At 37.8% G+C, this 13,756-nt stretch carries 12 protein-coding genes; 5 read left to right on the top strand and 7 right to left on the bottom strand.

Annotation, left to right across the window (positions count from 1 at the left end; genetic code table 11):
* The first annotated feature begins 327 nt into the window (after positions 1–327).
* Positions 328–1,812: a histidine ammonia-lyase gene (hutH, locus tag MHH37_RS16040; protein ID WP_342573769.1), complete on the top strand. Its 1,485-nt coding sequence runs from the start codon at positions 328–330 to the stop codon at positions 1,810–1,812.
* Between the two features lie 68 nt (positions 1,813–1,880).
* Positions 1,881–2,759 (top strand): 5'-3' exonuclease, encoded by an 879-nt coding sequence (locus MHH37_RS16035; RefSeq protein ID WP_008405982.1) that lies wholly within the window; start codon positions 1,881–1,883, stop codon positions 2,757–2,759.
* Positions 2,760–2,797: 38 nt separating this feature from the next.
* Here the strand turns inward: MHH37_RS16035 and MHH37_RS16030 are convergent, their stop codons facing one another.
* From MHH37_RS16030 to MHH37_RS16015, 4 genes are all read right to left on the bottom strand, one after another.
* On the bottom strand, positions 2,798–3,931 hold the full coding sequence (locus tag MHH37_RS16030) for a Ger(x)C family spore germination protein (protein ID WP_342573768.1): 1,134 nt from the start codon (positions 3,929–3,931) through the stop codon (positions 2,798–2,800).
* Positions 3,928–5,355 (bottom strand): spore germination protein, encoded by a 1,428-nt coding sequence (locus tag MHH37_RS16025; RefSeq protein ID WP_342573767.1) that lies wholly within the window; start codon positions 5,353–5,355, stop codon positions 3,928–3,930. The genes MHH37_RS16030 and MHH37_RS16025 overlap by 4 nt, the downstream gene beginning before the upstream one ends.
* Complete coding sequence (locus MHH37_RS16020; RefSeq protein ID WP_342573766.1) at positions 5,348–6,439, bottom strand: endospore germination permease; 1,092 nt, start codon at positions 6,437–6,439, stop codon at positions 5,348–5,350. Before MHH37_RS16020 ends, MHH37_RS16025 begins: the two co-directional genes overlap by 8 nt.
* Positions 6,440–6,518: 79 nt before the next feature.
* Positions 6,519–7,046, bottom strand: a complete 528-nt coding sequence (locus MHH37_RS16015; protein ID WP_342573765.1) for a C39 family peptidase — start codon at positions 7,044–7,046, stop codon at positions 6,519–6,521.
* Between the two features lie 130 nt (positions 7,047–7,176).
* Here MHH37_RS16015 and MHH37_RS16010 point away from each other — a divergent pair, with 130 nt between their 5' ends.
* Both MHH37_RS16010 and MHH37_RS16005 read left to right on the top strand, forming a co-directional pair.
* On the top strand, positions 7,177–7,701 hold the full coding sequence (locus tag MHH37_RS16010; protein WP_342573764.1) for a sigma-70 family RNA polymerase sigma factor: 525 nt from the start codon (positions 7,177–7,179) through the stop codon (positions 7,699–7,701).
* Positions 7,670–8,602, top strand: coding sequence for a hypothetical protein (locus tag MHH37_RS16005; protein WP_342573763.1), 933 nt, complete (start codon positions 7,670–7,672; stop codon positions 8,600–8,602). The genes MHH37_RS16010 and MHH37_RS16005 overlap by 32 nt, the downstream gene beginning before the upstream one ends.
* Positions 8,603–8,652: 50 nt before the next feature.
* On the opposite strand, the gene MHH37_RS16000 is transcribed toward MHH37_RS16005, so the two are convergent.
* From MHH37_RS16000 to MHH37_RS15990, 3 genes are all read right to left on the bottom strand, one after another.
* On the bottom strand, positions 8,653–9,264 hold the full coding sequence (locus MHH37_RS16000; RefSeq protein ID WP_342573762.1) for an NAD(P)-binding oxidoreductase: 612 nt from the start codon (positions 9,262–9,264) through the stop codon (positions 8,653–8,655).
* Between the two features lie 2 nt (positions 9,265–9,266).
* Positions 9,267–10,460: an MFS transporter gene (locus MHH37_RS15995; protein ID WP_342573761.1), complete on the bottom strand. Its 1,194-nt coding sequence runs from the start codon at positions 10,458–10,460 to the stop codon at positions 9,267–9,269.
* Positions 10,461–10,595: 135 nt separating this feature from the next.
* A complete protein-coding gene (locus MHH37_RS15990; RefSeq protein WP_008408698.1) occupies positions 10,596–10,913 on the bottom strand; it encodes a thioredoxin family protein in 318 nt (105 codons plus the stop codon).
* Positions 10,914–11,154: 241 nt separating this feature from the next.
* Between MHH37_RS15990 and MHH37_RS15985 the strand changes: the two genes are divergently transcribed.
* Positions 11,155–13,539, top strand: a complete 2,385-nt coding sequence (locus tag MHH37_RS15985) for a 3-hydroxyacyl-CoA dehydrogenase NAD-binding domain-containing protein (RefSeq protein WP_342573760.1) — start codon at positions 11,155–11,157, stop codon at positions 13,537–13,539.
* Positions 13,540–13,756: the final 217 nt, after the last annotated feature.

The following is a 13,756-nucleotide window of genomic DNA, read 5'->3' as shown; positions in this document are numbered from 1 at the left end:
CGTAGGAGTCGCCCTCCATTCCAATCAATTTTATTATATTGCCCATTTCTCACTAAGAGTTTTTTACCCTTTTCAATTAAATTACAACTGCTTTCTAAGCTTTTTTATCCTTCTTCGCTTTAGCACTTTACTATAATAAAATACTAAATCACTAGAAGGTTAATGTATTAGTAGGTGAACATTTTTTTAGAAATAAAACGTACAAAGCCTTTAATACGGGCGTTTTCAACTGAACTATGATTTTAAGGGTGAAATATTAGTAGCAATTAACTGCTATTTAAACAATAATAAATTTAAGAGTAACAATATTTAAAAGGAGTGCGGGAAATGATTCAGTTGAACGGACAAAATTTATCGATCGAACAATTGGGAAACATTTTATATAATGGGGAAAAAATAGAGATAGCGGAAGAAGCGAAGGTACGAGTTGTTAAAAGCCGTGAAGCAGTGGAAAGAATTGTTCAGCAGGATAAAACGGTATATGGAATTAACACGGGATTTGGAAAGTTCAGCGATGTAAAAATTGCAGAGCACGAAGTAAGTAAACTGCAAGTAAATTTAATTCGTTCCCATGCATGCGGGTTTGGGGAGCCTTTTTCGGAACATGTTGCAAAAGCGATGATGGTGCTAAGATTAAATGCTTTATTAAAAGGGCTATCGGGTATTCGACTGGAAGTGCTGGAACGTTTGTTATGGATGATTAATGAAGAGGTCATTCCAGTTATTCCACAGCAAGGTTCACTCGGGGCATCCGGAGATTTAGCGCCACTTTCTCATTTAGTATTGGCGGTTATTGGAGAAGGCGATGTATATGTGAATGGTGTCATGCGCCCGTCACATGAAGTATTCGAACGTCGGGGACTGCCGAAAATCGAGCTGCAGGCGAAAGAAGGTCTTGCTTTAATCAATGGAACCCAGGCGATGACTGCACAAGGGGTCGTCAATTACTTGGAAGCGGAGAAACTGGCTTATGCGAGTGAATGGATTGCAGCAATGACAATGGAAAGTTTATACGGGATTATCGATGCTTTTCATCCAGCTGTCCATGAAGCGCGAGGCATGCAGGAACAAATGGCTGTTGCAGAGCGTATGCGTGATTGGCTAAAGGACAGTAAGCTCATTACACATCAAGGCGAAAAGCGTGTGCAAGATCCGTATTCGCTTCGCTGCATCCCGCAAATTCATGGGGCAAGCTGGCAAGTATTGAACTATGTCAAAGAAAAGCTCGAAATCGAAATGAATGCGGCAACAGACAATCCGCTCATTTTTGATGACGGCGGTTTAGTTATTTCAGGAGGAAACTTCCATGGACAGCCGATTGCGTTTGCGATGGACTTTCTGAAAATCGGTATGGCGGAGTTGGCCAATGTATCAGAACGACGGATTGAAAGATTAGTAAACCCGCAGTTAAATGAAGGGCTGCCTGCATTTTTAAGCGCGAATCCAGGGCTTGAATCAGGAGCAATGATTTTGCAGTATAGTGCCGCAAGTTTAGTATCGGAAAACAAAACTTTGGCACATCCTGCTTCGGTCGACTCCATTCCATCCTCTGCAAATCAGGAAGACCATGTATCAATGGGAACGACAGGATCTCGCCATGCGCGGATGATTATTGCCAATGTAAGAAATGTATTGGCAATCGAGGCATTTTGTGCAGCACAGGCAGTGGAATACCGGGGTGTAGCAAACATGTCGCCAAAACTTTATGATAAGTGGAAAGACATTCGCAACTTAGCGCCTGCCATGACAGAGGATCGTATTTTCAGCAAGGACGTAAATCATATTATTGACTACTTGAAACCGAATGGGTAAGTATTGACAGCTACATTCTACCGGTGCATTTGTTATAATAAGTGTTTAGTAGAAAGAGGAGATTTATTATGACAAAACCACATTTATTAATCGTTGATGGGATGGCGCTATTGTTTCGTTCATTTTTTGCGTCAGCTGCAATGAATCAATTTATACGTTTAGATGACGGGACGCCATCAAATGGTGTTCAAGGCTTTGCCCGGCATGTATTGACAGCACAAAATCTGATGCAGCCGACACATTTAGCTGTATGCTGGGATATGGGCGCGGTTACATTCCGCAATGACTTATACGATGGCTATAAAGCGAATCGACCTGCACCGCCGGAGGAAATGTTGCCGCAATTTGATATGGCTAAAAGAGTATCTGAAATGATCGGGTGGCAAAACTTTGGTACGCAAGGTCTTGAGGCAGATGATTTAATCGGCTCAATGATTAAAAAATGGAAAGACGATGCCCAAATTACTGTCATTAGTGGAGATAAAGATTTACTGCAATTACTTAACCCTTCGACAAAAATTGCATTTACGAAAAAAGGCTATACAGAGTACGATGTGTATACAGAAAGCCGGTTTGTAGAGGAATATGGCATTGCACCAAAACAATTCGCGGAAGTGAAAGCGTTTATGGGGGACACGAGTGATGGTTATCCGGGTGTAAAAGGGATTGGTCCGAAAACAGCATTACAGCTTATTCAAAATCACGGTTCCATTGATGGCGTATTAGAAGCATTGCCGACATTAAAGCCGGGACAACGCATTAAAATCAGCGAAAATTTAGCGATGTTACGTTTGTCCCATCAATTAGCTACAATCCATTGTGATGTACCGATTGACGTGGAGCTGGATCACTTAGCTTTATCCCCTTATGCTCCGGATTTGTTTAATCATATTGAACAGCAAGGCTATCGCTTAATCGCGAAACATGCTCGTTCGATTTATAAATAAAATGCGAAAGAGGTTGTGCACAGTTGCACAACCTCTTTTTAATGGGAAATGATACGTTCACCTTTGACTTTTACAAGCTCCACATCCACTTTCCGAATAGTAGACTCGTCAAGAGGAATATTTCCATCTTGTTCGTACTTTTTCCAGGTTTTCAAATCTTTTCGATACAATACCTCAGCTAACCGGTAAATATCGGCATCAAATTCTAATGAAGCTTTATAGGTTTGCTCGATTTCTTTTTTTACTTGCTGCTTAATCTTATTTTTTAATAAATCCATTTTATTTTCATTAAGAATTTCATTTGTTTGAACAACCAATTGCACTTGTAAATCAAATTGCACATTATTTTCGGAAACAATTGGTGTAATTTTAGAATGCACTTCGTCAACGGTTGTCGTTGTATATAACTCTTCAAACTCTTCCGTTTTAACGGTAATATCTGAGCGGTCTGTTTCATTCTCTAGCCATTGAACACCTTTTAAATCGTCGCCTAATAAGTTCCCTTTTAAACCAGAGTTCTTACCGATAATGCTTATGCCTTTAAATGAATAGACTGGATCCGGTCCATCTTCCTTTGACCAGTTTTCGCTAATTTCGATAAATGGTATTTTGGCTTCATGACTAGGTTCATTCAAATGAATCATAAGTTCCCGTAATTGTATAGGACGGACCCGGGATGACTGATTAAATGAACTGAGCGGGTCGGACACCTTTGAAAGTGTAATGGATTTATTGATAATGGGTGTGATGAGCAAAGCTTCCTTGAGTGGTGAATCTGTAATATAAGCCCAAGTTGTATACCTCCATTCCCTGTATCGGATAAGGGAATTGATAACAGGTTCTACTTTACCTTCCTTTGCGATATTTTCCGAAAAGAGAACATAGTTTAAATGCCCTAAAAAGAAGCGCTCATCCATCGTTTGATATAAATTAAAAAATGCTTCATCAAATGTCTTTCCTTTGGCAATCCCAACTTCAGCCTGCGTAGCTTCCGGGTTCGGCTGTTCGCTTTTAGCAATATTAGTGAAAGCAACAACTTGACTATAAATTTCATATTGATCATCTTTATAATCGATTCCCAGGCCAAGTAAATAATACATACGTTCAGGCTGATTTGTATCCCAGCAGCCAGCAACTAAAAGTAACAATGGAAGTAAAAGCAATTTTTTCATTTTGTTTTTTCCTTTGTTTTATCTTTAACATTTAATACTTCCGGTCGTTTAGTGTTTGATTTTGCTGGTGGACGGAAAAGGGTCATTTTTATATTATCCCAGCTCAAATTGACTGCTATATTTAAATAAGGAACACCAAATACACGGATATTTGCGATATAAACAAGGCAAATATAGATTGATAAGAAGAAGCCGAAAAGTCCTAAAATCGATGTGATAATAATAAATACAATTCGCAGCATGCTGATCGTCGTAACGAAGGACTGATTGACAAGTGTAAAGGTAGCAATCGTTGAAATGGCTATGACAACAATCATTGCCGGACTTGTAATCCCAGCTCGAATGGCTGCATCACCTATAATTAATCCTCCTACAACACTGATCGTTCCACCTAAAATACTCGGTAAGCGTAATCCCGCTTCACGAAATAACTCAAACATAAAAAGCATTCCAAGCATTTCTATAGCTGCAGGCAGTGGGGAGCCCGTATTGGCTTGTACAACTGTCGCAAGTAATTGAATTGGGAGCTGCTCTTGATGGAATGTTGTTAACGCAAGCCAAAAAGCCGGTAGTAAAAGTGCTATTAATATGCAGAATAAACGTAATAATCTTTCTAACGAGCTGAATATGGATGGAAAATCATTATCCTCTCCGGACTTTAATAATGCTAGAATATTAGTGGGCGTGATAATTGCGTATGCAATTCCGTCTACTAAAATGATAAAGCGTCCGGTAACGAGTGATTGCATCGCAAAATCAGGACGACCTGTCGAATCATTTAAAGGAATTAAATATGAAATTTTATTCATCCGTTCCATTATTAATTCACCACTTAAAATAACATCTGTATCGATTTCAGAGAGTTGTTTTTTTAATTGTTTCAAGATAGATAAATCTGCAATGTCATTAAAATATAAAATAGCTAACTTTGTTTTTGAACGTGTTCCTAACGTTATCTTCTCAACACTTAATGAATTCGTAGGCAGACGTTTGCGGATAAGAGCAATATTTACACCTAAGTCTTCAATGAAGTTATCACGTGGACCTTTAATAGTTACTTCTAAGTTTGATTCCTCAGGGCTTCGATTAGGCTTGTTTTCAATATTGCTGCATAACAGTATATTTAAATTCTCGATATAAATAAGAACAAATCCGCTAAATACATTCGTAACAGCTTCTTGCAAATCTTCAATTTTCAGTAGCTGGGGAAGATGCAATTTCTGTATTAAAATTGCCTCATCAAAATGTTCCTTTTGTTGGCATGCCATTCTTAATCGGGGTACGACTACTTCATTGAATAAATGATTATCTGTCATCGCTTCACAGGTGATGAGCATAACGTTGCTTGCAGGAAATTCAAATGTTTGAAAGCGAATATCAGCACAATTATCAAATTGCTTTTTTAAGGCAGCGTATTCAATCATTATATTCCAACTTTCGCTTTGTTTTTCGATTTACTAATATAAAGAGAATAATTGAAAGTACGAAAAAGAATAACGTAGTACTTATTAGAAAATATTGCCCCTTCCATTTGCTAAATATACTGTCATCGAGTAAATAAAGAGGCAGTGAGCAAAAAACAAAGAGCGGAAAAATATATTCCCAAACTTTCTTCTTTTGACCAGTGAGCCCTAATAGCTCGACTGCTATAAATAATATAAAACCAATACGGACAAATGCTCCTGTAAGCCACTGGTAAATAGAAAAGAAATCAATATGGTTTATAAAGCTTCCGATTGTGGCAATCCGCCATTCTTCAAATGCGGGGTAGCGCTGTTTAGCAGCCTCAGTTGGTCCGAATTCGGCAATTGCCCCCAATAAGGGACCTAGTGTTAATCCAAATAGTAAAAAGAGCATTATTAATAAATGCCAAAATTTAAGCTTTGTTTTAAAGTGCTGCTGAATAAATACGAGCAAATAAAGCTCAATAAAGCCGGAAGCAGGATATACCATAGATGTGAAAACCGGTGTAAATCCATGCTCAAAAAAGGGCTGCAGCAATGCATAGTCTTTCACTTGAATATTAACAAAGGCGATAAAAAAGCCAAGGACGACAACACCAAACAAGACGACAACATTGACCATCGTAATGGTTAATATGGAGGATGTGGCCAGTAAAAAGCATACAACCGTAAAAAAGAAAAACAAAAGCAATGGCGGCGTTTGCAGCAAAAAGGTTGTTGAAACCCATTGTAGTGTTTCATGCATTGTAATAACGGCCATGAGAAGTAAGTAAAAAGCAATGATAAAAATAAGCACTTTACCCAGCTTAGGGTAATTGTTTAGTAAATACATACGAAGAGATTTGCCTTTAAGTTTTTTTAATGTGATAAAAGGAAGAACTAACCAGGGAATCATAAAAAATATTGAAAAAATAACAGAAAACCAAGCATCACGACCTGCTCCATTTAGTAAGGATGGAATAATCGTGACATGGTTTTTTAACCCGATGAATGTCATTGTTAAAAAGATAATATGTAAGAGACTTATAGATCTCACTGATTTCATAATATATCCTCGCAGTTTTAATTACAGTAATAGCCAATTAACTTATCATTTATTCAAATAGAAAAAGCATTAGCAAATGCTAATGCTTTTCCTTTTCGATTTTCACAAAGCTTAATATTTTGCGGTTGTCATCATATTTAAAAGTTCGGATCTGGCTGTCACGATTGCGGCCGCCATTATCATGAATCGTTAAGTAAAGTTCATTGTCTTTTATTTCATAGCCAATTAACGGTACCCAGTGGTATTTATAGAGAGGGGTATAATTATTTAAGAACTGCCCGGTAAAATACACATCAAATTTCATCGCTACCGGATTACCTAAGCGTAATTGCTCAATCGCCTGAGTTAATGTACATTCTTCGATACACCAGTCATCTCCGAGTAGTCGACGTAAGTTTCTGATCATCCGCCATTTAAAAAGTCCGATTTTTGTACCACCTAAAAATTTATAAAGTTCATTTACATCTTTCGTGCGGATTGTTTCATCTTCACATAAGTAATTTAAAATAACATGTGCAGTCGTTGGGCCGCATGCCGAGTTTTGATATTCAGGCCGGATATCCGAACTATATTGTGACCTGCCATTTACATTTAATAATACTCGCATACTAAAAACCTCCAAATTGTTATAAAGTAGTTTAATACCCACATTAAAAAAAAATAAACATTTAAAGTTGAAACTAAAAATAAAACAGCTCCGTCTAACGGTTGGCATTTGGAGAAGAGGGGGGAAGAAAATGCAGCTTGAAGAGTTTATAAGAACACATGGCGAGGAATTACTTCGACTATCCTATACATATGTGAAAAATAAAGAAATGGCAGAAGATATTGTACAGGATGTACTGTTAAAAGCATATGAGCAGCGTGGACAATTTCGTGGCGATGCGAGTTACCGGACGTATTTATATCGAATGACAATCAATCGTAGTTATGATTATTTACGCAGCTGGAGCTACAAAAATACCATTTTAACAAATAAAATTCAGAATATTTTTAAAGGAACCAAATCTGCAGAGCAGTATGTGCTTGAGAGAAGCGAAAATCAATTGCTGGGAAGAGTAGTTCTCGAGCTTCCGGTTAAGTACCGTGAAATTATAATTTTATATTACTACAAGGAACTGAAAATCGATGAAATTGCACATTTACTCTCGGTTTCGGACAATACCGTGAAAACGAGACTTAGGCGTGGACGTGAAAAGTTAAGAGATCAATTAAAAGGTGGTGAATGGCATGACGAATTCTCAAGTGAAGCAAGCAATTGATGAAACAATTGGCAGCGAACCGCTGATGGATGAAGCATTTGTACAAAAAGTTCTGGATGGGAAACAGCACCGTAAAAAGCGGTTGCCCTTCATGCAGCCTGCCATCGTATTACTATTGCTTTTTGTTGTAGGTGGAATACTTTACTATATGCCGCAATCGGATGAACAGTTGGCGGTCGATTCGGAAGATCAGAATATGTATTTGGCAAAACCTGAGCATTTAAATGATATGATAGTACAAAATCGTAAGGAAAGCAGAATAATGTATGTATTTAATAATGGAACACTTCATTACAGGAGTGATACACGCCTTTATTTAGAAAAGCCAAAATCAGAAGATGAAAAACCCTATTCAGGAGAATTAATCGAGGAAACGTATACAAATATTCAAATCAAAACAAAAGATAATCAGTATTTCATTACTGGCGATGACGGCTTTAGCTGGACATTAACCCGTACCGCTCCACGTATTCTTGTAGATAATAAGGGTACTGAATATACAATACCGTTTGCTTTTGAAGATATCCCTCAAATCAGTGATGTTTTGCTGGTGGATGACATTCAATCATTGAAAATTTATAAAATCGGCGGCACAGGTACAAAGGTCTACCTATTAGAAGAAGATATAAACGAGGTAAAAGAATTATTCAGTAAGGCAACAGTGAACGAAGAACACCAAAGAATTGGTTTGGATGTATCTGAGTTAATGATAGAAATCGAATATAAAAATGGAAAGAGAGAAAGGCTGGAGCTATGGTTAAAGGGCGGAGACAAAGAAAGCTATGTGCTGAAAAATGATGTGGAAAAAAATACATGGACAATATTCGAAATCCCAAAAGCATTGGCTAATCATTTCCGGAAATTAGTCAATAAAATCGAGGAAATCGATAATGCCAAATAAAAAAACGAAAACTACCTCAACCATTTGGGGTAGTTTTCGTTTGTTCAAACCTAGCTGCATAAACCAACTGATTTGTTTTCGTATTGGGTATCATCCAATGCTTTTACCATAAAATGAGCCACACTAGCTCTTGGAATCGAACTTGAACCTTTTGGAACTGTATCGACTGCTTCTTTATAATCCGTTTTTAACAGTTCATCTTTTAAGCCCATTGGACGTGCTATAGTGTACGTAATATCTTTTGTTCTGTAATAGTTAAGCGCTGCTCGGTGATCTGCTAATGGATTAGCGAGCATTTTCATCATCAATTTACCCATCACACCTGGAATTTCTCCGTCTACTCCAGCTGAAGCGCAATATACTAGACGTTTTACACCGGCCTTCTCCATACCGTCTGCAATGTTTTTACCCATCGTTTCAAGCTCATTTGATTTTTTCATGCCAGTACTTGAACCTAAACATGAAATGACCGCATCATGACCGATAATCGCATCCGCCACTTGCTCTGCATTAAATGCATCACCTTGAACAATCGTTACTTCTGTAGTTTTCAATTTTTCAGGTGTACGTACAAATGCGGTAACAGTATGACCAGCGGCGACAGCCATTTCAACAAAATGCTGTCCAACGCCACCTGTTGCTCCGAATACAATAATTTTCACGATTAATGACCTCCTTTTAATGCTGCTTTTTGGATCTTAATACCTTTCCACATAAATGTTAGAATAATAGTGAAAATTAATATGATTAATCCAGCGATAAACGGGTATAGGATATTGATGTCATATAACGCCCCTGCAAGAAGAGGACCCATAATATTGCCTATGCTCATATAGGCATTGTTCATACCCATTGCAAACCCTTGTTCATTCCCGGCCATTTTTGAAATTAATGTCGTTAATACAGGACGCAAAATTGATGTCGCAAGGAATATTAATAACGAAATCGCAAAGAACATCGTATAGCTTCCTGCGATAATCGACAGGAAGAAGCCAGAAGCGGTAACGACTAAAAATAATTTTAATACATTTACTTCGCCAATCGCTTTTACAAGGCGGTCAACTACAAATAATTGCATAATAACACCGACTAATCCTGTTGATGTTACCATGAAGGCAATTTCCTGTGGTGTTGCACCAAATTTATCATCTACATAAAGTCCAAGAACGGTTTCATAAGACATTAAACCGAAACTCATGATCAGCGTAATAATCAGTGGAATAAAGAATGGCTTTTTAACAGATAAAAGAATATCTTTCATCATTGAAGAGTTTTCGTCTTGAAGAATTTCGACTTTCTCTTCCTGGCTCTCCGCCAAAGTAAAATAAGATACGATAAACGCAAGCAATCCGACTACCGCTGAAACAAGAAGCGGTGTTTTAAGTCCGAAATCCGCTAAAAAGCCGCCGATACCAGGACCGATTACAATACCAAGTGACATCGAGGCTGAAATAAAACTATTACCTTTTGCGCGTTGATCCATCGTTGTAATATCTGCTACATATGCAAAAATTGCAGGAATCAGGAATGCACAGCCAATTCCGCCGATAGCACGTGATAAATAAAGCAGCCAAATGGAATCTGCGAAGTAAAAAATAAACATCGAAATAGCTAAAGTAAGCAGTCCGATATTAATGAGCGGGCGACGACCATACTTATCCGTCCATTTTCCCCCGATAGGTGATACTAAAAATTGCGCGAATGCAAAAATCGCAATGATTAAACCTGCAGCTGTTCCACCTTGCCCGATTTCTTTTAAATAGGCAGGAATAATTGGAATGATAATCCCGAAACTCCCAACTGCAATGAACATGTTAAGCATAAGTAAAGCAAGTTTTTTTCGTTGATCTGAAGTCATAAATTTTCCTTTCTTACAATAAAATTTCACGTAATCAATTGTAATTAAAAAACCGCATTATGACTAGCGCTTTAGCTTATGAAAAATAAAAAAAATCCAAAAGTGGTAAACTTTTGGATTCATTCGTAATACATATTATGCTTGTGCGTTTAAAAATTCTTCCACTTGTGCAGGTGATTTTGCATTAGCGCTATGTAAGTGTGCTAATTTTTCACCATTTTTGAAGATTAGTAATGATGGAATACCCATTACTTGATACTTCTCCGCTAAATCCGGGAAGTTATCACGGTTGATTGAATACCAGTCATATTGATTGTACTCTTCAATAATTGGATCGATAAACATATCCATACGTGTGCAGTCCGGGCACCAGCCAGCAAAGAATTTCACGATTACTGGTTTTTCCTTGCTAGTTAGTTCTGTGAATTGTTCAATTGTTGTAATTTCTTGCATATTAATCACGCTCCTTACGCCCATTGTACACGATTTGGACAGCTTACGAAAAGTAATTTAGCTTAATATATGTACCTTCTAGCAATAAAAATATAAGAATAATAAATTTATTTAAAATTGCGAGAAAATTATTGCGTAAATTGTCAAAATAATCTACACTAAGAACAGAAAAGCTGTTTGAAGTTTTTTTTTGATTTCAAAATGAATGACTGTTCATTCAAGGGAGAAGGGGGAAGTGCTCGTGTCTTACAAAATTGAAAAAGTAGCGGTTTTAGGTTCAGGGGTAATGGGTTCAGGAATTGCAGCACATTTGGCGAATATCGGGATTCCTACATTGTTATTAGACATCGCTCCGGGCGAATTAACAAAGGAAGAAGAAGCTAAAGGGTTAACACTTGATTCAAAACCTGTAAAAAACCGTTTTGCAGTTTCTGCAATGCAAAAATTACTAAAGCAAAAACCAGCACCACTTTCATCGAAAAAAAATCTAGCATTAATTACACCAGGTAACTTTGACGATGATTTAGAAAAACTGAAGGATGTTGACTGGATTATTGAGGTAATTGTAGAAAGATTAGATATCAAAAAAGGCTTATTTGAAAAGATTGATGCTGTACGTAAACCAGGCACAATCATTTCATCAAATACATCAGGGGTTAGCATTAACGCAATGGCGGAAGGGCGTTCAGAAGATTTCCAAGCGCATTTCCTTGGTACACATTTCTTCAACCCGCCACGCTATTTAAAATTACTGGAAATCATTCCGGCTAATACAACAAAACCGGAAGTTGTGAGCTTTATGCAAACATTCGGTGAAGATGTATTAGGAAAAGGTGTTGTTATCGCAAAAGACACACCGAACTTTATCGCAAACAGAATCGGAACATACGGTTTAATCGTGACAATGAACGAAATGATTGCACGTAACTATTCAGTAGGTGAAGTAGATTCGGTAACAGGACCACTAATCGGTCGTCCAAAATCTGCGACATTCCGTACATTGGATGTTGTTGGTCTTGATACTTTTGCACATGTTGCAACAAATGTATATGACCAGACAACCGGTGAAGAACAGGCAGTATTTGAAGAATCTCCTATTTTAAAGAAAATGATCTCAAATGGTTGGATTGGCGCTAAATCGGGCCAAGGTTTCTTCAAAAAAGTTGGGAAAGAAATTCTACAATTGAATTTATCAACATTTGAATATGAACCGACTACGAAACTTGTAGCACCATCATTAGAAATGGCAAAACAAGCAAAAGGTCCAGGAGGTAAATTAAAAGTTTTAATTTATGCAAATGACCGAGTTGGGGAACTATTATGGAATTCATTTGCACCGACATTAATTTACTCAGGAAAATTAGTAGGTGAAATTGCTGATGACATCGTTGCAATTGACAATGCGATGAAATGGGGCTTCGGTTGGGCTCAAGGTCCATTTGAAATGTGGGATGCAATCGGCGTAGAAAAATCAGTCTCTAAAATGAAAGAAGAAGGCCGTGAAATTCCTGAATTCGTAAATGGATTATTAGAGAAAGGCCTGAAAACATTCTATTCTGAAATTGATGGTGATTTAGCCTACTATAACGGTTCAGAATATGTAAAAGTTCCTGTAAATGAAAAAGCGATTGACTTAAAACGTTACAAGAAAAAACATGGTGTTATTAAATCAAATTCAGGTGCAAGCCTAATTGATTTAGGGGATGGAATCGCATTACTTGAATTCCACTCAAAATCAAATGCAATCGGTTTAGACATTGTACAAATGATCAACTATGCCATTGATGAAGTTGAGAAAAACTTTAAAGGCCTTGTAATCGGGAACCAAAGTAAAAACTTCTGTGTCGGTGCCAACCTTGCGATGATTTTAATGGAAGCACAAGATGATAATATTTTTGAATTGGACTTTGTTATTAAGTCATTCCAGCAAGCAATGCGCCGTATTAAATATTCAACAAAACCGGTTGTTGCGGCACCTTTCCAAATGGCATTAGGTGGCGGAGCGGAAGTATGTTTACCGGCTGCACACATTCAAGCATCAGCTGAAACGTATATGGGTCTTGTAGAAGTAGGCGTTGGATTAATCCCAGGTGGCGGCGGTAACTTAGGTCTTTACCAAAAGTTCATTAAAGGCTTGCCAAATGGCGTGGATGTAGACTATCAGCAAATCGCAAATAAAGTATTCGAAACAATTGCAATGGCAAAAGTTTCGACTTCTGGTGAAGAAGCACGTGAAAATAATTTCCTGGACTTTGCGGATGGTATTTCCGTAAATCCGGATCACTTAATCTATGATGCAAAACAAGCAGCACTTGCACTTGCGGATGCAGGCTATACAGCACCAGTGAAAAAACCGGTGAAAGTAGTAGGGGCACCAGGTTATGCAACATTGTTATTAGGGGCTCAAGGAATGTTCGATTCAGGCTATATTACAGAGCATGATTTGAAAATCGCGAAGAAACTTGCATATGTAATCGCAGGCGGAAAAGTACCATACGGAACAGAAGTTTCAGAAGAGTACTTATTAAACCTGGAAAAACAAGCATTCCTAGAACTGGTTGCAGACCAGAAATCACAAATGCGTATGCAGCACATGCTTGTAAAAGGAAAGCCGTTACGTAACTAAAATTGACTTGTAATGATACGAAAAGAATTTTAAATACACATTTAGTTGTTTGGAGTGTAGGCGACGACTCCTGGGGAAAAGCGTGACGCACGAGACGATCGTGTAGGACCACGCATCCGGAGAAAGCGTTCACTGAAATGGAAATCAACGTTTGTGTCTAGAATATTTTGCCGGCAACTAGCTTAATAGATTACTTGCTGGCTAATCACAAGGGGGA

This window comes from Solibacillus sp. FSL K6-1781 (assembly GCF_038630735.1).
Classification (GTDB): Bacteria; Bacillota; Bacilli; order Bacillales_A; family Planococcaceae; genus Solibacillus; species Solibacillus silvestris.
Note: the sequence above shows the minus strand (reverse complement) of the source record. Positions and strands in the feature narration are given on the sequence as shown.

Excerpts from the sequence above, each read along its gene's own strand:
- hutH (WP_342573769.1), top strand. The coding sequence starts at position 328 with ATGATTCAGTTGAACGGACAAAATTTATCGATCGAACAATTGGGAAAC.
- MHH37_RS16035 (WP_008405982.1), top strand. The coding sequence starts at position 1,881 with ATGACAAAACCACATTTATTAATCGTTGATGGGATGGCGCTATTGTTT.
- MHH37_RS16030 (WP_342573768.1), bottom strand. The coding sequence starts at position 3,931 with ATGAAAAAATTGCTTTTACTTCCATTGTTACTTTTAGTTGCTGGCTGC.
- MHH37_RS16025 (WP_342573767.1), bottom strand. The coding sequence starts at position 5,355 with ATGATTGAATACGCTGCCTTAAAAAAGCAATTTGATAATTGTGCTGAT.
- MHH37_RS16020 (WP_342573766.1), bottom strand. The coding sequence starts at position 6,439 with ATGAAATCAGTGAGATCTATAAGTCTCTTACATATTATCTTTTTAACA.
- MHH37_RS16015 (WP_342573765.1), bottom strand. The coding sequence starts at position 7,046 with ATGCGAGTATTATTAAATGTAAATGGCAGGTCACAATATAGTTCGGAT.
- MHH37_RS16010 (WP_342573764.1), top strand. The coding sequence starts at position 7,177 with ATGCAGCTTGAAGAGTTTATAAGAACACATGGCGAGGAATTACTTCGA.
- MHH37_RS16005 (WP_342573763.1), top strand. The coding sequence starts at position 7,670 with ATGACGAATTCTCAAGTGAAGCAAGCAATTGATGAAACAATTGGCAGC.
- MHH37_RS15995 (WP_342573761.1), bottom strand. The coding sequence starts at position 10,460 with ATGACTTCAGATCAACGAAAAAAACTTGCTTTACTTATGCTTAACATG.
- MHH37_RS15990 (WP_008408698.1), bottom strand. The coding sequence starts at position 10,913 with ATGCAAGAAATTACAACAATTGAACAATTCACAGAACTAACTAGCAAG.